The sequence below is a fragment of the Pseudomonas umsongensis genome (genome assembly GCF_012647205.1).
GTDB classification, from domain to species: domain Bacteria; phylum Pseudomonadota; class Gammaproteobacteria; order Pseudomonadales; family Pseudomonadaceae; genus Aquipseudomonas; species Aquipseudomonas umsongensis.
In genome coordinates, this window is sequence record NZ_CP051487.1 from 5990847 (window position 1) to 6012669 (window position 21823).

A 21823-nucleotide genomic window follows, 5' to 3' on the forward strand; every position below is an offset into this window, starting at 1 on the left:
AACCGGCCAGAGATGGCCGGTTTTTTTTGTCCGTCATAAAGATCAAAAGATCGCAGCCTTCGGCAGCTCCTACAGAGGTAGCGTAATTTCGCGAAATCACAGGTGTACGCAGGTTCCGTAGGAGCTGCCGAAGGCTGCGATCTTTTGATTTTCAATAGGATCGGCACAACTGGTCAGACCGGTCATGCCAATTTTACGATTTCCCCTTGTAATCTTGAAAAAACCCAGCGTAGACTGCGCCTGCACTGGACATACCGGTAAGACCACAATAATTAAGTCCTGAATCTGATGCGCGACGCGCACGGCAGCCAGGACACCGACCAGGATTCCTCCCATGCTCAGATGGTGCTCGCGTTCAATCTTCCTCCAAGTGGTTCTCGGACTGGTGCTCGGCATCGTCTGCGGGCTGACCCTTCCCGAATATTCCGCTCAGCTCAAACCCCTTGGTGACGGTTTTATCAAGCTGATCAAAATGCTCATCGGCCTGATTGTGTTCTGCGTAGTGGTTAGCGGTATCAGCGGTGCCGGCGACCTTAAGAAGGTCGGCCGCATCGGCCTGAAATCAGTGATCTACTTTGAAATCCTCACCACCATTGCGTTGGTGATCGGCCTGGTATTCGCCTTCACTACTGGAATCGGCAGCGGCGCGAACATTCATCTGGATCAGCTTTCTGCCGCAGACATGGGCGATATCGCCCAACGTGGCCAGCACATGCACACCACCACGCAGTTCCTGATGGACCTGATCCCGACCTCTGTAATAGGTGCCTTCGCGGACAACAATATCCTGCAAGTGCTGCTGTTTTCGGTGCTGTTTGGCAGTGCGTTGAATCTGGTGGGCGAAGCCGCCTCCGGTATTTCGCGACTGATCAATGAACTCAGCCACGTGATCTTCCGCATCATGGGCATGATCGTGCGACTGGCGCCGATCGGTGTGTTCGGCGCAATCGCCTTCACCACCAGCAAATATGGCCTGGATTCACTGCAGCACCTGGGTAGCCTGGTCGGTTTGTTCTACCTGACCTGCGTGGCCTTCGTCGCGTTGATTCTAGGCCTGGTGATGCGCCTGTCCGGCCTGCGGATGTGGCCGCTGCTCAAGTACCTGCGCGAAGAACTGTTGATCGTCATGGGGACCGCTTCGTCCGATGCCGTGCTACCACAAATCATGCGCAAGCTGGAGCATCTGGGCATCGGCAGCTCGACGGTCGGGCTGGTGATTCCAACCGGGTATTCATTCAACCTCGACGGTTTTTCGATCTACCTGACCCTGGCCATTGTGTTCATCGCCAATGCCACCGGCACGCCGCTGGCGATGACCGACCTGCTAACGATTCTGCTGGTGTCACTGATCACCTCCAAGGGCGCGCACGGCATTCCGGGTTCGGCGCTGGTCATTTTGGCAGCCACCCTGACGGCGATTCCGGCGATTCCGGTGGTGGGCCTGGTATTGGTGCTGGCAGTGGACTGGTTCATGGGCATCGGACGGGCGCTGACCAACCTGATCGGCAATTGCGTGGCGACCGTGGCCATTGCTCGCTGGGAAAAGGACATCGATGTGCAGCGGGCGAACAAGGTGCTTTCCGGCCAGGTGGGTTATACCTTCCAGCCGAGAAAACCGGTGACCCCGGCCCATCAGCAGGAATTTTGAACAAACGCCGTGCCTGCTTTCGGGCAGGCACGGCCAACAACGCTATAGATGCTCATGGAGCAAACAGTGATTACCTCATCGACCGTTGTAAATTCAGTCGTAGAAAAGCTTCGGGCCGCACTGGCCCGCGGTCAGTGGCGCTCCGGCGAAATGCTCCCGGGGCAGCGTGAACTGGCCGAACAACTGGGCATCAGCCGCCCGAGCCTGCGCGAAGCCGTCATCGTCCTGGAAACCCTCGGCCTGGTGCGCTCCATGCCGGGCAAAGGCGTGGTGGTGCTGGACGCGAATCTCAGCGACAGCCAAAGCCACGACAGCGCAGTGGCCGGGGCGAGCTTGGAAGACGTTTTGCAACTTCGCTACACCCTTGAGCCATTCATCGTCGGCCGGGTGGCGCAATCCATCAGCAGCAAGGAAGTCGGGCAACTGCGCCTGACCCTGATGGACATGCGTGAAGCCCTGGAAGCCAATGACAGCGAGGCCGGCGTGAATGCCTACATCGCGTTCCATGAAGAGCTGTTCACGCTGACGTCGAATCCGATTTTCCAGAGCGTGGTCCAGCAGACCAGCAATGCCCTGAAGCAGAGCGCCGACGTGTTGCGCAACTCCCCGGAGCACCTGGCTGAACGCCTTGAAGAAAACGAAGCGGTGGTGCGCGCGATCCGCAGCAAGAACAGTGCCCAGGCCAGCGCCGAGATGCGCCGGCACATTTTGCGCGAAGGCCAGCGCATGGGCATCGAACTGAATATTCCGGACGACAACCTCGGCAGTTGAATCCGCTTCAAATTGGAGACAGGCCATGAACAGCTTCGCCTCGCCACAGACTCTTGTTGCCCTGCCCTTTGCCCCGGCGGTAGAGGATCTGTACTCACGGGTGCTCGATGCCATTCTCGAACAGCGCCTCGACACCACCAGTCGCTTTACCGAAGAAAGCCTGGCGCAGGTGTTTGGTGTTCGACGCAGCGACATTCGTGGCGTGCTGACGCGACTCTCCCACCAGCAAGTCATTGTCCTGCGAGCCAACCACCGTCCTCGCGTCGCGCAGCTGAATGTAGAGCAAACCCGGCAGGCCTTGCACGCCCGGCGACTGACCGAACTCATGCTGGTGAGGCTGGCCTGCCAGCGCCCCTGCCCGCTTGTCCTGGAGCGCCTGCGGACACTGGTCGATAGCGAGCGCCAATGCACCGAGCGAGGCCCAGCGATTCGTTTGTCAGGGGAGTTTCATCTGCAATTGGCAGAGATGGCGGGTAACGCACCTCTAGCGCATTTTCTCAGCAGCCTGGTGCCACTGGTCTCGTTGGCGATTGCTCAATTTGATGTTGCGTTGGAGGACTATTGCGCATGGCATCTGCATGAGCAAATAGTGGATGCGTTAACGCGCAGGGACGCCGCGAAGGCAGTTATGTTACTGGACCGACACCTGGATCATCTGGAAGCGGTATTGCTGAACGCTCAACCGCTCTGCAGCCAGAAGCGTGTTGCCGGTTAACTCGCCGCTACTCGCGCGAAACCTTGGCGAATCTTTTCCTGCGGCAAATCATCGGCAATGAACACGATCACGCTTTCCCGGGTTTCATCGGCCGCCCACTCCGTGTCCCAGTCGAAACCGTAAAGCTTCAACACGCCCTGAAACACCATGCGCCGCGGTTCGCCGAGGATGTTCAACACGCCTTTGTAGCGCAGCAGTTGCTTGCCGTGGTCCTCCAGCAGTTCGTTCATGAACTCGCTGAGTTTGTCGATATCCAGCGGTTTTTCGGTGCGCAACACCAGGCTGGAAATACGGTCGATGGATGGGGCCTGGCTCACTGGGCGCAAACTCACGCCGCCGCCCAGATCGGCGTTGAGATTGAACCCACGCACGTCAAGCAGTTCGGCCAGATCGATCTTGCCGTGGTCGACCACACGGATCGGCGCACGCCGGTTGATACGGGTCAGGCGTTCACTTAACGCCGTGAATGCAGGTTCGTCCACCAGATCACGCTTGCTTACCAACAGCCGATCGGCGAAACCGATCTGCGCCTGGGCGATGGTCTGGGTCAGGTGCTGTTCGGCGTGTGCCGCGTCCACCAACGTGATGATGCCGTCGAGGATGTAGCGCTCGCGCAACTCCTCGTCGATGAAGAACGTTTGTGCCACCGGAGCCGGGTCGGCGAGGCCGGTGCATTCGATCACCAGGCGATCAAAGGCGATCTCGCCGCTGTCGAGGCGTTCGAGCAGCAGGTACAAGGCCTTGGTCAGGTCGGTGTGAATGGTGCAACAGACGCAGCCGTTGGCCAGCGTCATGACCTGTACCGGTTCGTCGCCCAACAGCTGGGTGTCGATACCGGCGTCACTGAATTCGTTTTCGATCACGGCGATTTTCAGGCCGTGCTCGGCTTTGAGCAGGTAGCGCAACAGCGTGGTTTTACCTGCGCCGAGGAAGCCGCTGAGGATCGTGACCGGGATTGGAGAGGACACGCTAAATCTCCTGTCGTAATGAAATGAAAGAAAAACACAAAACAGATGTGGGAGCGGGCTTGCTCGCGAAGAGGTCGTGTCAGCCGACATGAATGCTGAATGACACACCGCTTTCGCGAGCAAGCCCGCTCCCACAGGGTATTGCGTCAACCTGGCTGTTTAATCAACAGCACTTCGGCCCACCCTTGCCACCGTAGCGAGCCTCTTGGCGCTCGCGAAAGAACGCCTCGTAGCTCATCACCGGTTTGTCCGGGTGCTTGCTTTGCATGTGCTCGACGTAATTGTCGTAGTCGGGCATGCCGACCATCAGGCGCGCAGCCTGACCGAGGTATTTACCGAGGCGACTCAGGTCATTGAACATGCTGCAGTCCTCTGGTTATGCATCCGGCAGCGCCTGGAACGGCGATTCTTTATCCGTACGCTCTTTTTTACCCCAGGCGGCAATACCAACCTTTAGCGCATAGAACAGGATGCTGAACACCACGAACAGGAACAGCGCGGTCAGCGTGGCGTTGGTGTAGGCGTTGAAGATCACGTGCTGCATCTGAGTGATGTCCTTGGCCGGGGCGAGGATCTGGCCATTGGCCAGCGCATCGCTGTATTTTTTCGCCAGCGACAGGAAGCCAATGGCCGGGTTGGCGTCGAACAGCTTGATGAAGCCAGCGGTGGTGGTACAGATGAGCAACCACACGGCAGGCAGCATGGTGACCCAAACGTAGCGCTGACGCTTCATCTTGATCAGCACCACGGTGCCGAGCATCAGCGCGATACCAGCCAGCATCTGGTTGGAAATGCCGAACAATGGCCACAAGGTGTTGATGCCGCCCAGCGGATCGATCACGCCCTGGTACAGCAACCAGCCCCACATGGCCACGCAACCGGCGGTGGCGAGGAAGTTGGCTGCCCAGGACTCGGTACGTTTCAGCGCCGGCACGAAGGAACCGAGCAAGTCCTGAAGCATGAAACGCCCGGCACGGGTACCGGCGTCCACCGCGGTCAGGATGAACAGTGCTTCGAACAGGATCGCGAAGTGGTACCAGAACGCCATGGTGTTTTCACCCGGCAGCACACTGTGCAGGATCTGCGCGATACCCACGGCCAGGGTCGGCGCACCGCCGGCACGGGCCAGGATGGTGGTTTCACCGATGTCCTTGGCCACCGCTTGCAGGGCTTCGGGAGTAATCGCAAAACCCCAGTTGCTGACCGTGGTCGCCACGGCCACCACATCACCGCCGACCACGGCCGCCGGGCTGTTCATGGCAAAGTACACGCCTGGCTCGATCACCGAGGCCGCGACCATGGCCATGATCGCCACGAAGGACTCCATCAGCATGCCGCCGTACCCGATGTAACGGGCGTTGACCTCGTTATCCAACAGCTTCGGCGTGGTGCCCGAGGAAATCAGTGCATGGAAACCCGAGACCGCGCCACAGGCAATCGTGATGAACAGGAACGGGAACAGACCGCCCTTCCAGACCGGCCCCGTGCCATCGATGAACTGGGTCAGCGCCGGCATTTTCAGCTCAGGCATGGTGATCAGGATGCCGATCGCCAAGGCGACGATGGTACCGATCTTGAGGAAGGTCGACAGGTAGTCACGCGGAGCCAGGATCAGCCAGACCGGCAAAGAGGCTGCCACGAAACCGTAACCAATCAGCATCCAGGTAATCTGCACACCGGTGAAGGTAAAGGCCTTGGCCCACACCGGGTCTGCGGCGATCTGCCCACCGAGCCAGATCGACCCCAGCAGCAACAGCACGCCGATAACCGAAATTTCGCCGATGCGACCCGGGCGGATGTAGCGCATGTAGATGCCCATGAACATCGCGATCGGGATGGTCGCCATCACCGTGAAGATCCCCCACGGGCTCTCGGCCAGGGCCTTGACCACGATCAGTGCCAGCACCGCGAGGATGATGATCATGATCAGGAAGCAGCCGAACAGCGCGATGGTGCCGGGGATGCGGCCCATTTCTTCGCGGACCATGTCGCCCAGGGAGCGACCGTTGCGGCGGGTGGACATGAACAGGACCATGAAGTCCTGCACGGCACCGGCCAGCACCACGCCGGCAATCAGCCACAGCGTGCCGGGCAGGTAGCCCATCTGCGCCGCCAGTACCGGACCGACCAGCGGCCCCGCGCCAGCGATGGCCGCAAAGTGGTGACCGAAGAGAATATGCTTGTTGGTCGGGACATAATCCAGACCGTCATTGTTGAGCACGGCCGGGGTAGCCCGTCGCGCATCGAGTTGCATGACATTGTTAGCGATAAACAGACTGTAGTAACGATACGCAACCAGATAGATGGCCACGGAAGCGACCACAATCCACAAAGCGTTGATCGCCTCACCTCGGCGCAGTGCCACCACGCCCAGGGCGCACGCCCCAACGATTGCCAGCAGCAGCCAGGGTAAGTGGCGTAGCGGGCTATTATTATTTTTCATTTTATTATTCCAGCCAGAGTGGACAAGAAAGACAGCCACCTCGAGTTTAGCTCGCCTGACAGCAAAGGCCATACCCTGACATTGGTCTAGACACCTGCCGGCGCTGGCAGCCTTTTGCAAGGCCAGTCTATAGTCAGCGTACATTTCCGAGGATCGCGCCATGAGCGAGCACCCTTCCGAACGTCGCCGCTTCAAACGTATTGCGTTCGATGCCAGAACCGATCTGAGCCAAGGAGCGTTCACCTGGCCGGTGAAGCTGATCGATCTGTCGCTCAAGGGCTTGCTGATCGAGCGACCGGAGCCGTGGCTTGGCAACGCGCAGCAGGATTTTTCTGTCGACATACATTTGAGCGAAGACAACCACATTGCGATGGATGTGCAATTGACCCATGAAGACCATGGTCAATTGGGTTTCGTGTGCAGGCACATCAGCCTGGAGTCCATTGAACGCCTGCGGCGATTGATTGAATTCAATCTGGGCGATCCGCACGAGCTTGAACGCGAACTGGGCGCGCTCATCGAAATCTGAATGCCCCCTGTAGGAGCGAGCATGCTCGCGATGGACTCAAGAACGCTGCGGGGTGCCAGGTTCCCAGCGTTATCATTAACGACCATCGCGACGGTGCGACGATTCGACATGCTCGCTCCTACAGGGGATTGGTGTTATTCGAAGAGGGCGTCGAGGGCCTGCTCCAGACGGGTGACCGCGATGATCTGCAAACCCGCAGGCGGCTCTTTCGGCGCATTGCCCTTGGGCACGATGGCACGTTTGAAGCCATGCTTTGCCGCTTCCTTCAGGCGCTCCTGACCGCTTGGCACCGGCCGCACTTCGCCGGAAAGGCCGACCTCACCGAACACCAGCAGATCATGGGGCAGCGGCCGGTTGCGCAAACTGGACATGACGGCTGCCATCAATGCCAGGTCAGATGCCGTTTCCAGTACCTTCACCCCTCCGACCACGTTGAGAAATACATCCTGATCGTGGGTGGGTATGCCGCCGTGCCGATGCAAGACGGCCAACAACATTGCCAATCGGTTCTGGTCCAGGCCCAGCGTTACCCGGCGTGGATTGGCCAGGTGACTGTCATCTACCAGTGCCTGGACTTCCACCAGCATCGGCCGTGTGCCTTCCCATGTCGCCATGACCACACTGCCCGGGACTTCTTCCTGCGCGCGGGTCAGAAAAATAGCCGAAGGATTGGAGACTTCTTTCAGGCCCTTGTCGGTCATGCCGAACACGCCCAGTTCGTTAACCGCGCCGAAACGGTTTTTAACCGCCCGCAACAAGCGCAGGCGCCCGTCTGATTCGCCTTCAAAATACAACACGGTGTCGACCATGTGCTCCAGTACCCGGGGCCCCGCCAGCGCACCCTCCTTGGTCACATGCCCCACCAGGAAAATCGCGGTGCCACTCTGCTTGGCGTACCGCACCAACAGCGCCGCACTTTCACGAACCTGGGACACACCGCCCGGTGCAGATTGCAGTTGCTCGGTGAAAATCGTCTGGATCGAGTCGATCACCATGACCCGGGGCTTCTCCACCCGGGCGGTGGCAATGATGGTTTCTATGCAGGTTTCGGTCATGACCCGCAGCTGATCCTGTGGCAGCCCCAGGCGTCGGGCACGCATGGCCACCTGTTGCTGCGACTCTTCACCCGTGACATACAGTGCCGGCATGCTCTTGGCGAGATTGCACAAGGTTTGCAACAGAATGGTGGATTTGCCAATTCCGGGATCACCGCCGATCAGCACCACCGAGCCATCCACCAGGCCACCACCGAGCACCCGGTCAAGCTCACTGGAAGCCGTGGAAAAACGCGGGACCTCCTCGACACTGACTTCAGCCAAGGTCTTGATTTGCGCCTGCTGACCGGTCCAGCCAGTGCGACCGCTGGGTGCCGCTGCCCCGCCGCTCTCCACCATGGTTTCGGTGAGTGTGTTCCAGGCGCCGCACTCACCACATTGTCCGGCCCACTTGGGAAAGGTTGAGCCGCACTCGGTGCAGCCGTACATGCGCTTGGCCTTGGCCATCTGAACTCCCGGCAAAAACCGCGATGATAGCTCAGGTCAGCCGCCTCGGTGCGTTACGATCGATGACGGCCTGTCTTGAATGAATAAGTTTCAAATCAACGCTTCCAAACTTGCTCGACACGACTCAAGCACACATCTATAACTACACACAATCTAAGTACCAAGCACTAGTTACTTATACACAAAAACCAAAAACACCTTCCTTCCCGTTAATAAGCGCAGAAAAACCTGTACAAACACTAACCATTAACGACTTAAACGTACAACAACAGCTTGTTGAAAATCGCCACACGAATCTTGTCATCTGCTTTTGGTGCCGAGTGATTTTATCAAATGGAAACACCCGTCTAAAAAATGGCAACCAGATGACAGGCGTCGCAATATTCAAAGGTAAATCACACAGCGCAAATCATTAAGTCTTTCTCGCCAGTCACTCGCCAGATCACCAAATCCGAGAAGCGGCCGAGAAGCAATGATTGCGCATGGATAACCGGCATTTTGTAAACTTTTTGCCAAAGGTCCGGTCCTTTGCAGGCGAACCTCGCACGCAGTCGTTTCGAGCAGGATGCGATTTGCTGATTTACACTGCGTTCACCAACCTCATCTGTAACAAGGAAATGACCTATGGGCGTGTTAAACGAGTTCAAGGCCTTCGCGGTCAAAGGCAATGTGATCGACATGGCCGTCGGTATCATCATCGGCGCTGCTTTCGGCAAGATCGTGACGTCGTTTGTCGGCGATGTGATCATGCCTCCCATTGGCTTGCTGATCGGCGGCGTGGACTTCAGTGACCTGGCCATTACGCTCAAGGCTGCCCAAGGCGATGTTCCTGCGGTGGTCCTGGCGTACGGTAAATTCATCCAGACCCTGATCGACTTCGTCATCGTCGCCTTTGCGATCTTCATGGGCATCAAGGCCATCAACCGCCTCAAGCGCGAAGAAGCCGTCGCACCCACCCTGCCGCCGGTTCCGACCAAGGAAGAAGAGTTGCTCGGTGAGATTCGCGATTTGCTCCGGGCCCAGAACAATCGACCCTGAATCAAACGGCGCTTGCAAGGCGCCGTTTTTTTTTACCAGAAATTTTCCACTGCCACCTGACCTGGCCGCCGGCTGAGGCTCAAGTGCATATCGCGCTGCTTGAGCAATTTGCGCGTGTCATCGATCATTTGCGGGTTTCCGCACAACATCACTCGGGAATGTTCTGGTGTCAGCGCCACGCCAGCCGCCCGCTCCAGTTCGCCGTTTTCAATCAAGGTGGTGATCCGTCCGTTGAGGGCGCCTGGGAGCCGCTCGCGGGTCACAGTGTTGATCAGCTGTAATTTGTGGGCAAATGCCTTCAAATAGTCACGCTGTGCCAAGCCAGCGATTAGCGCTTGATAAGCCAGCTCCCTGGTCTCCCGGACGCTGTACACCAGGATGATTCGCTCGAATCTTTCCCATACCTCGAAGTCCTGCAGGATCGATAGAAACGGCGCCAGACCTGTACCGGTGGATAACAACCACAAATCACGCCCATCGACGAAGCGGTCGAGTGTCAGGTACCCGAACGCCTGTCGATCGACCAACAGCGTATCGCCGATGCCCAGCCGACTGAGCTCGCTGGTGAATTCACCGCCGGGTACGACAATGGAAAAGAACTCGAGAAACTCGTCGTAGGGTGAAGACACCATCGAATAGGCACGCCACACCGTACTGCCATCAGCCTTGATCACACCCAGCCGGGCGAATTGCCCTGCGCGAAAGCGAAAACCTGCATCCCGCGTGGCGCGCAGGGTGAACAGGTTCGGCGTCAATGGCTGGACGTCGAGCAAGGTCTGGCGGGTAAATTTCTCTTCACTGGCGGTCATGGGGTGCTCCTTCAACACATAGCCGCAGTGTCTCGCAAAGCGGCACCCAGAAACACCGGCGATTTGTAGTGTCTTTAAAGCAGCAATATCGAATACATAGATATACAAGCCGCCTCACCCCTCCCTAACTAACCAGTTAATAACCGCTAGCCAGGACGCCAATATATTAACATCGACATTTAACAACCATCTTTCACACAAACTTCTCTTTAGAACCCACACCCTTTGTCACAACTTCATCTAGGACAAAAAAGTTCTCACGGCGCCGTAAGAAAAATCCTACACTCCGATCCTATTGGGCATGAATCAAGCACTCGAGTGAATACACATTGGAGTTGAAAAATGGAAAGGTGGAAGGAATCACAGCTAAATCAGATAGCCAGCGCAACTGAAATCGACATCGCTTACCAAGGGTCACTCAGCCTCGCAAAAAATATTGGATATAAATATTTCGAATTTTCAGCAACTTATATAACCAAACCGGACAAGACAAAGACACTCAAATTCAATAATTACCCCGCCAGCTGGAATAACGAATATGAAGAGAAACAACTCAGAGATATCGACCCAATAGTGGCTTATTGCAATCAATCCATGCTGCCCATCCTTTGGAGTGAAGAGCTTTTTTCCAAGATCCCATCGATGTGGGAAGCGCTTGGGTTGCAAGGACTCCAGCATGGCTGGTCGCAATCGGTACATGACGATGAAAGCGGTTTGTGCAGCATCCTGAGCCTGGCCAGGAGCCATTGTCCAATCAGTGCATTTGAGCTGTACGAGACGCTCGGCTTTTCCGTCTTCATGGGCCGGCATCTGCATGCATTGGTTGTAAAAACGCTTCCCAAGGTCTGCCCAAAATTGACTGTCGCCCATTTGTCGCTGCGGGAAATTGACGTGCTGAAACTGGCCGCCGATGGAAAGACGGCCGAGGAAAGCGCCAGGATCCTCAATCTCAGTGCACGTACCATCAATTTCCATGTGCAGAGTGCGATTGACAAATTGGGTGTCAACAACAAGATTTCAGCCGTCATTGCCGCGGTCAAGGCCGGTTATCTCGGCAGCGGTGCGATGCGCTGATCACAAAACCTGCGAGTAATCCAAAAGAAAAAAACGTAACATTTACACCCCCCTTGAGTGATGACGTGTAAAAAGTCATGCCGCCGTTCACTCGCAAGGTCCCACCCGCAACAACGCCTCAGGGCCGCGGAACATCTTTGTCCATCTATCAGAGTCTCCTGCCCGATGCCCTTGCTCGAAACCCCGTTCGCCCAGCTCGACCTGATCCGCCAGCCCGAACAGCAAAACGAACCACTGCAAGCCTTTGATGCTGCAGATGAGTACCTGCTCAATCACCTGGCTGAACAACTGCCCGCGGCGAATACGCGGGTACTCGTGCTGAACGACAGTTTTGGTGCATTGGCCGTCAGCCTGGCAGGCAAGGTCAATGTGACCAGCAGCGGTGATTCGTTCCTGGCCTTGCAGGGCCTGGAAAAGAACCTGGCCCGTAATGGCCTGACATTTGACGCTGTGCCTCACGTACCGGCCAGCGAACCGTTCACCGGGCCATTCGACAGGGTCCTGCTCCGGGTGCCGAAGACCCTGGCCTTACTGGAAGAACAACTGATCCGCCTGCAAGGCCAATTGGCGCCGGGCGCCCAGGTGATTGCCGGGGCAATGATCAAGCATCTGCCGCGCGCAGCCGGCGATCTGCTCGAACGCTATATCGGCCCGGTGCAAGCCTCGCTGGCGGTAAAGAAAGCCCGTCTGTTGATCGCCACGGCTCAAGCCAAAGCCACGGTTATATCCCCCTACCCGACCCGCTATCGACTCGATGAGCCTGCGATCGAACTGATCAATCATGCCAACGTGTTCTGCCGTGAAGGCCTGGACATCGGTACGCGAGCCTTCTTGCCGCATTTGCCGAAGAACCTCGGCAGCGCAAGGGTCGCCGATCTCGGTTGCGGTAACGGCGTGCTAGCCATCGCCAGCGCCCTGCAAAACCCGCAAGCGCACTACACGCTGGTAGACGAATCCTTCATGGCAGTGCAATCGGCCGCCGAGAACTGGCGCGCCACGCTGGGTGAGCGGGAAGTGATCGTGCGGGCCGGCGATGGCCTGGCGGGGCAGGAACCCCAGTCGCTGGATGTGGTGCTGTGCAATCCACCGTTTCACCAACAACAGGTCGTCGGTGATTTCCTGGCCTGGCGGATGTTCCAGCAGGCCCGGGAGGCGCTGGTGGTGGGCGGAGCGCTGTACATCGTCGGCAACCGTCATTTGGGCTATCACAGCAAATTGGCGCGGTTGTTCCGCGGGGTCGAGCAAGTGGCAGCCACCCCGAAATTCGTGATCCTCAAGGCGCGCAAATAACGCGCAAGAAAAACCCTCCCGCTCGGGAGGGTTTTTCTTGCGCACCTGAGGCTGCGCGATGGGATGTCGATTGTTTCAGGGAGTGCTGAGGCCTGCGGCACTCATGAACATCCGCATCAGGCTGGCCACGATGAACAGCGCACCGACGCTGCCAGCCCAGATCATGGCCAACCAGCCGAGCCGCTGCCACAGCGGTTTTTTTTCGGCTTGCTCAATGTCGCGCAGGGAATGTTTACCGGTCATTGCTTCGATCTCCTTGCGATCGATGGCGCCGTGGCCGACGCCAACGCGGGTGCGTGACTAGTGGTATCCGTCTTCATGGGTAACCTTGCCGCGGAACACGTAATAGCTCCAGAAGGTGTAGCCCAGGATGAACGGGATGATGAACAACGTGCCCACCAGCATGAAGCCTTGGCTTTGCGGTGGTGCTGCAGCGTCCCAGATAGAGATCGACGGCGGCACGATGTTCGGCCACAGGCTGATCCCCAGGCCGCTGTAGCCGAGGAAGATCAGCACCAGTGTCAGCAGGAATGGCGTGTAGTGCGCGTTGCGGGCCACGGCACGGATCAGGCCATAGAGCGTCACCAACACCAGGATCGGCACGGGCAGGAACCAGAACAGGTTGGGCAAGGTAAACCAGCGGGCGGCGATTTCGGCGTGAGCCAGAGGGGTCCAGATGCTGACGATACCGATCACCGCCAACAACACGAACGCCAAGGGTCGCGCCAAGTCGTGCATCTGTTCCTGCAACTTGCCCTCGGTCTTCATGATCAGCCAGGTACAACCCAGTAGCGCATACGCGACCACCAGTGCAGCGCCGCAGAACAGGGTGAAGGGTGTCAGCCAATCCAGCGAGCCGCCGGCAAACTGCCGGTCTACCACCGGCAAGCCATCGATGAATGCCCCCAATGCCACACCCTGGAAGAACGTTGCGGCAATCGAGCCACCGATGAACGCCTTGTCCCACAGGTGACGCTTGTCATCCTTGGCCTTGAAGCGAAACTCGAACGCCACGCCGCGGAAAATCAGCCCGATCAGCATGAAAATCAGCGGTAGATACAACGCTGAGAGCACCACCGAATAGGCCAGCGGGAAAGCCCCGAACAATGCCGCACCACCCAGTACCAGCCAGGTTTCGTTGCCGTCCCAGACCGGGGCCACGGTGTTCATCATGACGTCGCGGTCGGTCTTGCCGGGAATGAACGGAAAGAGAATGCCGATGCCCAGGTCAAATCCATCCATGACCACGTACATCATGATGCCGAAGATGATGATCACGGCCCAGATCAGCGGAAGATCAATACCCATGATTCAAATCTCCTTGGTCACGATGGGGTCGGCATCGGCTTGCTCGTCGTCGGCTGCGGACAAAGGACGAGCGGGTGTGCGTTTCTTGCCGGGGCCACCCTCAGTGGTTTCCTTGCCTTCGTCGATCTTCGGCCCCTTGCGCACCAGGCGCATCATGTAGCCGAGGCCAGCACCGAACAGGGCGAAATACACCACGACGAACAGGATCAGGGTGATGCTCATCTGCATCACGCTATGGTTTGAAGACGCGTCCGCCGTGCGCATCAATCCGTAGACTACCCAAGGCTGACGGCCGATTTCAGTGGTGAACCAGCCCGCGAGAATCGCAATCAGGCCGGACGGCCCCATCCACAACGCCAGGTAAAGGAACGGCCGCGAGGTGTAGAGCGTGTCGCGTTTACGCAGCCACAGGCTCCACAGACCGGTGAAGATCATCAGGAACCCCAGGCCGACCATAATCCGGAACGACCAGAACACAATGGTCGAATTCGGTCGGTCCTCGGGTGGAAACTCCTTGAGCGCCGGCACCTGCTTGTCCAGCGAGTGAGTCAGGATCAGGCTGCCCAGGTACGGAATCTCGACGGCGAACTTGGTTTTCTCCTCCTTCATGTCCGGCCAGCCGAACAGGATCAGCGGAGTCGCCTCGTTTCCGTGGTTCTCCCAATGCCCCTCGATCGCAGCGATTTTTGCCGGCTGATGTTTCAGCGTGTTGAGACCATGGAAGTCCCCTATAACGGCCTGGATCGGCGCGACGATCAGTGCCATCCACATCGCCATGGACAACATCTTGCGGATTGCCGGGTTGTCCTTGCCGCGCAAGAGGTGCCAGGCCGCCGAGGAGCCGACGAAGAATGCTGTCGCAACGAAGGCCGCCGTGGCCATGTGCATCAGGCGATAAGGGAAAGACGGGTTGAAGATCACCGCCAGCCAGTCGGTCGGAATGACCTGGCCATTGACGATTTCAAAGCCCTGCGGGGTCTGCATCCAGCTGTTGGAGGCGAGAATCCAGAAGGTCGAGATCAGCGTGCCGATGGCAACCATGACCGTGGCGAAGAAGTGCAAGCCGCGCCCGACCTTGTTCCAGCCGAACAGCATGACGCCGAGGAATCCGGCTTCGAGGAAGAAAGCCGTAAGCACTTCATAGGTCAGCAGCGGCCCGGTCACCGAGCCGGCGAAGTCCGAGAAACGGCTCCAGTTGGTGCCGAACTGATAGGCCATGACCAGTCCCGAGACCACACCCATGCCGAAGTTGACGGCAAAGATCTTCGACCAGAAATGGTAGAGGTCGCGGTAGGTGTCGTTATGGGTTTTCAGCCACAAGCCTTCGAGTACCGCCAGGTAACTCGCCAGGCCGATGGTGATGGCTGGGAACAGGATGTGGAACGAGATAGTGAACGCGAACTGAATTCGGGCGAGATCAAGTGCCTCTAAACCGAACATAAGTTTTCCTCTGTCAGGTAGTACGGCTGCGGGCTCGAAGCCTGCACCCACGGCCCCCACGGATATGGAGTGTGGCGAATCTCTATTTGTTCTTTTTTTGTACGCATCACAACGCAGGGAGTCTGGCCAACCGGCCGCCGGATCAATTCCTTTTGTGGGTTTTGATCTGGATCAAGCAACGATGAAAGAGTAGTCCCATTTGCGAGGTTGACCCGCGTGGTCTTTTGCCGCGTGACAAGTTGCCTCACGGCTTCAGAAACAGATTGAAATGAATGCCCAAGGAGCAGTTGGCAAACGGCTGGCGAAATCGATGCTTGGCTAACGAATTTTTTTCCCATGGCAACTTCCTGTTACAGGTTGGTGATAACCTCGCCCTTTCCCTTCCAAGACTTGCCTTCAAATGCCGAGCCAAGAGCCCTTGCTGTTACGTCGCCATCGCCCTTTCATCGCCTTCTGGCTGGCCCGGGTCTTTACCGCCAGCGGCTTTCAGATGCTCACCGTGGCCATTGGCTGGAACCTCTATCAACTGACCGGCAACGTACTTGACCTTGGCCTGGTCGGGCTCGTGGAGTTCGCACCGCGGGTACTGTTCATGCTGCACACCGGGCATGTCGCCGATCGCTACGATCGACGCAAGGTCGCGGCCATCTGCCAATCGTTGCAAGCGCTGATCGCCTTGTCGCTGGCGATCGGCAGCGCAACCGACCATGTCACCCGGGAAATGATCTTCATCCTCGCGTTCCTGCTCGGCGCCGCACGTTCCTTCGAAATGCCGACCACTCAAGCCTTGCTGCCGAGCATCGTGCCCAGTGCACTGTTCCCCCGCGCCGTGGCCGCCGCGCAATCGGCCCAGCAATCGGCAACCATCGTCGCCCCGGCACTCGGTGGTTTGCTCTACGCCTTCGGCAGCGTCTGGGTGTATGGCCCGACGGTGATCCTGTACATCATTGCCTGCGCGCTGATGCTCAACCTGCCCGCCCGGCAAACGCCCCTGAACAAGGGCAAGGCCACACTGGATTCACTGTTGGCGGGTATCCGTTTCATCCGCAGTCGCCCGGACATTCTCGGGGCCATTTCCCTTGACCTGTTCGCGGTCCTGCTGGGAGGTGCGACCGCGTTGCTGCCGGTGTTTGCCAAGGACATTCTGTTGACCGGGCCTTGGGGGCTGGGCCTGTTGCGATCGGCACCGGCGGTGGGCGCGTTGCTGATGTCGCTGTTCCTGGCGCGATTTGCGGTGGAACGCAATGTCGGGCGGGTAATGTTCACCGCTGTGGGCGTGTTCGGCGTGGCGACGATCGCCTTCGGCCTGTCGACCTCGTTCTGGTTTTCCCTCGCCGTCCTGGTGGTGCTGGGCGCCGCTGACATGATCAGCATGGTGATCCGCGCATCCTTCGTGCAACTGGAAACCCCAGACGAAATGCGCGGCCGGGTGAGCGCCGTGAATGGCCTGTTCATTGGCGCTTCGAACCAGTTGGGCGAATTCGAATCCGGCCTGACCGCCCACTGGTTCGGCACCGTGCCGGCAGTGGTCATGGGCGGTATCGGCACGTTGGTGGTGACAGGGACCTGGATGAAGCTATTCCCGACCCTGGCCAACCGCGACCGGATGCATGTGCCGATGGAAGAGGTGAAGGCCTGAGGCTCGTTACACCAACAACTCCCCCGCCACCATCGCCCGCGTGGCTTTGCCGCATAGCTGCTCCACCAGCGTCAGGGCAAATGCCAAAGCGCCACCCGAGCCTTGGGCTGTGATGCAGTTGCCGTCGACCACCACCGGTTGATCGACGAAGGTACAGCCCGACAGTTGATGGCTGGCCGAGGGCAGGCAAGTCATGCGCCGCTGGCGTAGTACGCCAAAGGTTTGCAGGGCTACCGCGGGCGCTTCGGCAATACCGGCGAACAGGCGCCCCGCCGCGGCCTGGTCCTTGATCAGTTGTTGCAGGGGTTGGTGGGCGGTCAGATGTTGCGTCCCTACGGCACCGCCTGGCAGGACTATCAGGTCGAACGGCTGGGCCAGCAAATCCACCAGCATGGCATCGCACGTCAAGCGCGTGCCTCTTGCACAGGTGAGCATGCGCCGCCCTTCGATGCTGGCGACCACCACCTCGACCTTGGCGCGGCGCAATACATCGATCAAGGTCACGGTCTGCAGGTCATCGGTGCCCTCGGCGAGGGTAATCAAGGCTCGAAAAGTCATGGGAACAATCCACGGAATAGTTCCTAAAGCGTAGTCAGCTTTCCTGACGCTTGTTCGGGCCCCTGTCGTTACTTGATGTAAAGCTGGGTCGACATTGTGTTGCCCGGTGCGTTGATCGAAGTGTTGCTGAAGGTGAACGTACCCTCCTGCTTACCCGCCAGATTGAAAATGTACAGGTTGCCGACAACCTTGGTCCTTTGCGAGCAGTCGGTCAGGTTGCCGTTGTCATAAGCACAGACCGGCGTGCGGGTTCCATCCACTTCGAAGCCATCCAGCGCGACGTGGGGCTGGCTGCGCCCGTAGCCCACTTCCAGTACGTAGATCCTGATGTTCGGGCCCGCGTGGTTGCAGCGGGTCTGTGCCTGCCCTTTGTCAATCGTCTCAAAACCACAGCCTGGCGACTCGACCTTAAGCACCTTTACCTCGGTCAACGGCGGTGCCGGTGCCGCCGTCGCGGGGTGTGCCACCAGCGACAATGCCATCAAGACACCGGACATGATTTCCAGACGCTTTGTCATCCCGTTACCACCACAAAAAACCAGCGCGCAGTATGGCTGGTTTGGATTAAACGCAAAACATCGACGACGATCACCGCCATAGGCAGCCATAACCCCAAGCTGCTGGTATGATGCGCGGCTTTTTCCGGCCCACAGTAATTTCCCAGGCGCGTTCAGCGGTCTGTGCTTTGCTGTTGAGGTCGATACATTCACGGCGCCGGGCGCGCCACGGGGAGCAGACATGCTGGAAAGGCTGTTTCAACTCAAGGCACATAACACCAACGTGCGGACCGAGATTCTGGCGGGCGTCACCACCTTCCTGGCCATGGCCTACATCCTGTTCGTCAACCCGAGCATCCTCGGCGAGACTGGCATGGATAAGGGCGCGGTGTTCGTCGCCACCTGCCTGGCAGCCGCCATTGGCTCCGCGGTCATGGGCCTGATTGCCAACTACCCGATCGCGCTTGCGCCGGGCATGGGCCTGAATGCCTTCTTCACCTACACCGTAGTCCTGCACATGGGCCATACCTGGCAAGTGGCGCTGGGTGCGGTGTTCATCTCGGCCGTGTGCTTCTTCCTGCTGTCGATCTTCCGCATCCGTGAGTGGATCATCAACAGTATCCCGCTGCCGTTGCGTTCGGCCATTGCCGCCGGTATCGGCCTGTTCCTGGCGCTGATCGCCCTGCACAACGCCGGCATCGTGGTCAGCAACCAGGCGACCATGGTCGGCCTCGGTGACCTCAAACAACCGGCACCGATCCTCGCGACCCTCGGCTTCGCCCTGATTGTTGCCCTTGAAGCCCTCGCCGTGCGTGGTGCGGTGCTGATCGGTATTCTGGTGGTGACCATTGTTTCCATCCTGATGGGCTTCACGCCGTTCGGCGGCGTGATGTCGATGCCGCCGTCGCTGGCTCCGACTTTCCTGCAACTGGACATCAAGGGCGCACTGGACATCGGTCTGGTCAGCGTGATCTTCGCCTTCCTGTTCGTCGACCTGTTCGACAACTCCGGCACCCTTATCGGCGTCGCCAAGCGCGCCGGATTGATGGGCAAGGATGGCCACATGCCGAAAATGGGCCGCGCACTGATCGCCGACAGTACCGCCGCGATGGCCGGCTCCCTGCTGGGCACCTCGACCACGACCAGCTACATCGAATCCGCCGCTGGCGTGAGTGCGGGTGGTCGCACTGGCCTGACCGCCATCGTCGTGGCGATCCTGTTCCTGCTGGCACTGTTCTTCTCGCCGCTGGCAGCCAGCGTTCCCGCGTTCGCCACGGCGCCGGCACTGCTGTTCGTCGCCGTATTGATGACATCTGGCCTGGCCGAAATAGACTGGGACGACATCACCGTCGCCGCGCCGGTCGTCATCACCGCGCTGGCCATGCCGTTTACTTATTCCATTGCCAATGGCATCGCCTTCGGTTTCATTGCCTGGACCGCCATCAAGCTGATGTCCGGTCGTGGCCGTGAGCTGAATTCGGCGCTGGTGATCCTGTCGATCCTGTTCGTGATCAAGCTCGGTTGGTTCAACGCATGACTTTTGATTCCCAGGCCTACGCCGTCCAACTCGAAGACAAGGTCACGCGTTTGCGTGACCTGTTGGCACCATTCGATGCACCGGAGCCGGTCGTCTTCGACTCGCCGCTGCAGAATTTCCGCCTGCGCGCCGAGTTCCGCCTGTGGCGCGAAGCCGGTGAGCGTCACTACGCGATGTTTTCCCAGGAAGACAAGCGCACGCCAATCCTGATCGAAGAGTTCCCGATCGCCAGCCAACGCATCAATCAGTTGATGCCGCAGCTCAAGGCCGCGTGGCAAGCCAGTGCCGCCCTGAGCCACAAGCTGTTTCAGGTGGAGTTCCTGACCACCCTGGCCGGCGATGCGATGATCACCCTGTGCTACCACCGCCCGCTGGACGAGCACTGGCACACAGCGGCCTCGAAACTGGCTGCCGAGCTCAACGTCAGCGTGATTGGTCGGTCGAAGGGCAAACGCGAAGTCATTGGTCACGATTACGTCGTCGAGAAACTTGAAGTCGGCGGCCGCACCTTCAGCTATCGCCAGCCCGAAGGTGCCTTCACTCAGCCAAACGGCACCGTGAACCAGAAGATGCTCAACTGGGCATACGACGCGCTGGGTGATCGCGCAGACGATTTGCTGGAACTGTATTGCGGCAACGGCAACTTCACCCTGCCGCTCGCCACCCGCGTGCGCAAAGTGCTGGCGACCGAAATCAGCAAGACCTCGGTCAATGCCGCGCTGAGCAACCTCAGTGAAAACGCTGTGGACAACGTCACCCTGGTGCGCCTGTCTGCCGAGGAACTGACCGAAGCGCTGAACGAAGTGCGACCGTTCCGTCGCCTGCACGGCATCGACCTCAAGAGCTATGAGTTCGGCAGTGTCTTCGTCGACCCGCCCCGTGCCGGCATGGACCCGGACACCTGCGAGCTGACCCGACGCTTCGACAACATCCTGTACATTTCCTGCAACCCGCAAACCCTGGCGGACAACATCGCCCAACTGCACGACACCCACCGCATCACCCGATGCGCAATGTTCGACCAGTTCCCGTGGACGCATCACATGGAATCCGGGGTGTTGCTGACCCGTCGGTGATTGCAGAGGCCACAAACAAATCAGCCGTCATCACGACGGCTTTTTTGTGCCTGTTCAAAGGACGACATCGGCCTTGCGTGGACGTCCACCTTTTCTGCCATTGGCCCGAGCGGCTTCGGATTTTGCGCTGCTAATCTGTCGGCCATTGCGTGAGGCAATTACCGAGGCTGCCATGGCCATCAAAGACTGGCTCGCCGAAATCATGCCTGCGAGAGAGACATCCAGGTCTTTTTCTTCATGACACAGAGCAGTACCGTCGAAACCAACAGTTAGGCCGGCAAAATCCTTGGCCTCGAAATCATCGAACTCAGAATAATTCGCAACGGGCAGCAAGATGCCACCGCCATCTTCGAAGGTTATCGCCAGATACGGTGCCAGGAAGGTAACCGCCGTTGCTTGCAGGCCAGAGCTCCTGCGTGATTTCCCCCGCTCAATGGCTTCGTCCACGCCACGTTCTGTTATCGGCGTGTCTGCCTGAACTTTGGCCTTTACCGTTTTCATAACTCGATCTCCACAACTTCGTGCATACCTATCAGAGATAAGCGCGTCTTGTTCGTTTCAGATTCGTAGTGAGCTGATCCAATCATGTTGGTTGTACTGACAATTCCCTTCACCACAACGACTTCGTTGCTCTGCCAATCCCACAATTGATTTTCAAGACAGACCGTTCCGATCTTTCGCCACCAGATGCCACGCGCGCGCAACAAATGGACAGGTTGTTTGAGCGACTGACGCAAACCCTCAAGCACCGCAGCGGGTGGCCGGCGCGATAACGGAATGACGTCCCAGAGTTCGACATTGTTGTGCCAAAAGCTGAACTTGAATCGCGCACTCCACGCTCCAGCCTTCACATGCGCATGAGGTGGACAATGTTCATCACGCAACATGATCCGGACTGAAAGCCCCTTGTAGCTGTATATCTTCATGCTAACCCATCCGTTAGGTTATTGAGCCAGCAGGCTCGACATTCCCTGGTAAATC

At 58.3% G+C, this 21823-nt stretch carries 24 protein-coding genes; 10 read left to right on the forward strand and 14 right to left on the reverse strand.

Translation table 11 applies throughout. From position 1 onward, the window contains the following. Window positions 1-96 precede the first annotated feature (96 nt). Window positions 97-336 carry a hypothetical protein gene (locus HGP31_RS27110; RefSeq protein ID WP_020798671.1) on the reverse strand — a complete coding sequence of 80 codons (240 nt, stop codon included), beginning with the start codon at window positions 334-336 and terminating at the stop codon, window positions 97-99. Between HGP31_RS27110 and HGP31_RS27115 the strand changes: the two genes are divergently transcribed. The 3 genes from HGP31_RS27115 to HGP31_RS27125 all read left to right on the forward strand — a co-directional run bounded on the left by HGP31_RS27115 (window position 335) and on the right by HGP31_RS27125 (window position 3134). Then, window positions 335-1648, forward strand: coding sequence for a C4-dicarboxylate transporter DctA (locus HGP31_RS27115; protein ID WP_020798670.1), 1314 nt, complete (start codon window positions 335-337; stop codon window positions 1646-1648). The genes HGP31_RS27110 and HGP31_RS27115 overlap by 2 nt on opposite strands. 66 nt (window positions 1649-1714) lie before the next feature. Then, complete coding sequence (locus HGP31_RS27120; protein ID WP_168758970.1) at window positions 1715-2419, forward strand: FadR/GntR family transcriptional regulator; 705 nt, start codon at window positions 1715-1717, stop codon at window positions 2417-2419. A gap of 25 nt (window positions 2420-2444) precedes the next feature. Further along, the gene (locus tag HGP31_RS27125) at window positions 2445-3134 is read left to right on the forward strand and encodes a GntR family transcriptional regulator (RefSeq protein ID WP_168758971.1); all 690 of its coding nucleotides are present in this window, start codon (window positions 2445-2447) and stop codon (window positions 3132-3134) included. On the opposite strand, the gene yjiA is transcribed toward HGP31_RS27125, so the two are convergent. The 3 genes from yjiA to HGP31_RS27140 form a co-directional block, all read right to left on the reverse strand. Then, entirely contained in the window at window positions 3131-4102 is a 972-nt protein-coding gene (gene yjiA / locus HGP31_RS27130; RefSeq protein WP_151143311.1) for a GTPase, read from the reverse strand. The genes HGP31_RS27125 and yjiA overlap by 4 nt on opposite strands. A 163-nt stretch (window positions 4103-4265) precedes the next feature. Further along, entirely contained in the window at window positions 4266-4463 is a 198-nt protein-coding gene (locus HGP31_RS27135; RefSeq protein WP_008058222.1) for a YbdD/YjiX family protein, read from the reverse strand. 15 nt (window positions 4464-4478) lie between these two features. After that, a complete protein-coding gene (locus tag HGP31_RS27140) occupies window positions 4479-6545 on the reverse strand; it encodes a carbon starvation CstA family protein (RefSeq protein WP_083349772.1) in 2067 nt (688 codons plus the stop codon). 160 nt (window positions 6546-6705) lie between these two features. Here HGP31_RS27140 and HGP31_RS27145 point away from each other — a divergent pair, with 160 nt between their 5' ends. Next, window positions 6706-7074: a PilZ domain-containing protein gene (locus tag HGP31_RS27145; RefSeq protein ID WP_020798676.1), complete on the forward strand. Its 369-nt coding sequence runs from the start codon at window positions 6706-6708 to the stop codon at window positions 7072-7074. A gap of 134 nt (window positions 7075-7208) precedes the next feature. On the opposite strand, the gene radA is transcribed toward HGP31_RS27145, so the two are convergent. Further along, entirely contained in the window at window positions 7209-8576 is a 1368-nt protein-coding gene (radA, locus tag HGP31_RS27150; protein ID WP_020798677.1) for a DNA repair protein RadA, read from the reverse strand. Window positions 8577-9200: 624 nt separating this feature from the next. Here radA and mscL point away from each other — a divergent pair. Continuing rightward, window positions 9201-9614, forward strand: coding sequence for a large-conductance mechanosensitive channel protein MscL (gene mscL / locus HGP31_RS27155; protein WP_020798678.1), 414 nt, complete (start codon window positions 9201-9203; stop codon window positions 9612-9614). A 32-nt stretch (window positions 9615-9646) separates the two neighbouring features. On the opposite strand, the gene HGP31_RS27160 is transcribed toward mscL, so the two are convergent. Further along, window positions 9647-10423: a ferredoxin--NADP reductase gene (locus tag HGP31_RS27160; protein ID WP_168758972.1), complete on the reverse strand. Its 777-nt coding sequence runs from the start codon at window positions 10421-10423 to the stop codon at window positions 9647-9649. A 342-nt stretch (window positions 10424-10765) separates the two neighbouring features. Here HGP31_RS27160 and HGP31_RS27165 point away from each other — a divergent pair, with 342 nt between their 5' ends. After that, window positions 10766-11497: a helix-turn-helix transcriptional regulator gene (locus HGP31_RS27165; protein WP_168758973.1), complete on the forward strand. Its 732-nt coding sequence runs from the start codon at window positions 10766-10768 to the stop codon at window positions 11495-11497. A gap of 165 nt (window positions 11498-11662) precedes the next feature. Beyond that, entirely contained in the window at window positions 11663-12787 is a 1125-nt protein-coding gene (locus HGP31_RS27170; protein WP_168758974.1) for a methyltransferase, read from the forward strand. A 75-nt stretch (window positions 12788-12862) separates the two neighbouring features. Here HGP31_RS27170 and HGP31_RS27175 read toward each other — a convergent pair whose 3' ends face one another. The 4 genes from HGP31_RS27175 to HGP31_RS27190 are packed head-to-tail and all read right to left on the reverse strand — an operon-like array spanning window position 12863 to window position 15873. Beyond that, the gene (locus tag HGP31_RS27175; RefSeq protein ID WP_083349776.1) at window positions 12863-13030 is read right to left on the reverse strand and encodes a DUF2474 domain-containing protein; all 168 of its coding nucleotides are present in this window, start codon (window positions 13028-13030) and stop codon (window positions 12863-12865) included. Window positions 13031-13087: 57 nt separating this feature from the next. Then, window positions 13088-14095, reverse strand: coding sequence for a cytochrome d ubiquinol oxidase subunit II (gene cydB, locus HGP31_RS27180; protein ID WP_008066100.1), 1008 nt, complete (start codon window positions 14093-14095; stop codon window positions 13088-13090). Window positions 14096-14098: 3 nt separating this feature from the next. Next, the gene (locus HGP31_RS27185) at window positions 14099-15535 is read right to left on the reverse strand and encodes a cytochrome ubiquinol oxidase subunit I (RefSeq protein ID WP_020798683.1); all 1437 of its coding nucleotides are present in this window, start codon (window positions 15533-15535) and stop codon (window positions 14099-14101) included. Next, on the reverse strand, window positions 15523-15873 hold the full coding sequence (locus HGP31_RS27190) for a hypothetical protein (RefSeq protein WP_151143322.1): 351 nt from the start codon (window positions 15871-15873) through the stop codon (window positions 15523-15525). The genes HGP31_RS27185 and HGP31_RS27190 overlap by 13 nt, the downstream gene beginning before the upstream one ends. A 62-nt stretch (window positions 15874-15935) precedes the next feature. Between HGP31_RS27190 and HGP31_RS27195 the strand changes: the two genes are divergently transcribed. Further along, the gene (locus HGP31_RS27195) at window positions 15936-17174 is read left to right on the forward strand and encodes an MFS transporter (RefSeq protein WP_083349777.1); all 1239 of its coding nucleotides are present in this window, start codon (window positions 15936-15938) and stop codon (window positions 17172-17174) included. 6 nt (window positions 17175-17180) lie between these two features. Here HGP31_RS27195 and HGP31_RS27200 read toward each other — a convergent pair whose 3' ends face one another. Further along, the gene (locus tag HGP31_RS27200) at window positions 17181-17732 is read right to left on the reverse strand and encodes a DJ-1 family glyoxalase III (protein WP_020798685.1); all 552 of its coding nucleotides are present in this window, start codon (window positions 17730-17732) and stop codon (window positions 17181-17183) included. A 68-nt stretch (window positions 17733-17800) separates the two neighbouring features. Then, window positions 17801-18250, reverse strand: coding sequence for a DUF4879 domain-containing protein (locus HGP31_RS27205; protein ID WP_020798686.1), 450 nt, complete (start codon window positions 18248-18250; stop codon window positions 17801-17803). A 220-nt stretch (window positions 18251-18470) separates the two neighbouring features. Between HGP31_RS27205 and HGP31_RS27210 the strand changes: the two genes are divergently transcribed. Both HGP31_RS27210 and trmA read left to right on the forward strand, forming a co-directional pair. Then, window positions 18471-19766 (forward strand): NCS2 family permease, encoded by a 1296-nt coding sequence (locus HGP31_RS27210; RefSeq protein ID WP_020798687.1) that lies wholly within the window; start codon window positions 18471-18473, stop codon window positions 19764-19766. Beyond that, window positions 19763-20842, forward strand: a complete 1080-nt coding sequence (gene trmA, locus HGP31_RS27215) for a tRNA (uridine(54)-C5)-methyltransferase TrmA (RefSeq protein WP_020798689.1) — start codon at window positions 19763-19765, stop codon at window positions 20840-20842. Before HGP31_RS27210 ends, trmA begins: the two co-directional genes overlap by 4 nt. A 54-nt stretch (window positions 20843-20896) precedes the next feature. Here trmA and HGP31_RS27220 read toward each other — a convergent pair whose 3' ends face one another. Together HGP31_RS27220 and HGP31_RS27225 are read right to left on the reverse strand one after the other, a co-directional pair. Beyond that, window positions 20897-21343: a DUF2442 domain-containing protein gene (locus HGP31_RS27220; protein WP_020798690.1), complete on the reverse strand. Its 447-nt coding sequence runs from the start codon at window positions 21341-21343 to the stop codon at window positions 20897-20899. Then, entirely contained in the window at window positions 21340-21768 is a 429-nt protein-coding gene (locus tag HGP31_RS27225) for a hypothetical protein (protein ID WP_033040932.1), read from the reverse strand. Before HGP31_RS27225 ends, HGP31_RS27220 begins: the two co-directional genes overlap by 4 nt. Between the last annotated feature and the right edge of the window lie 55 nt (window positions 21769-21823).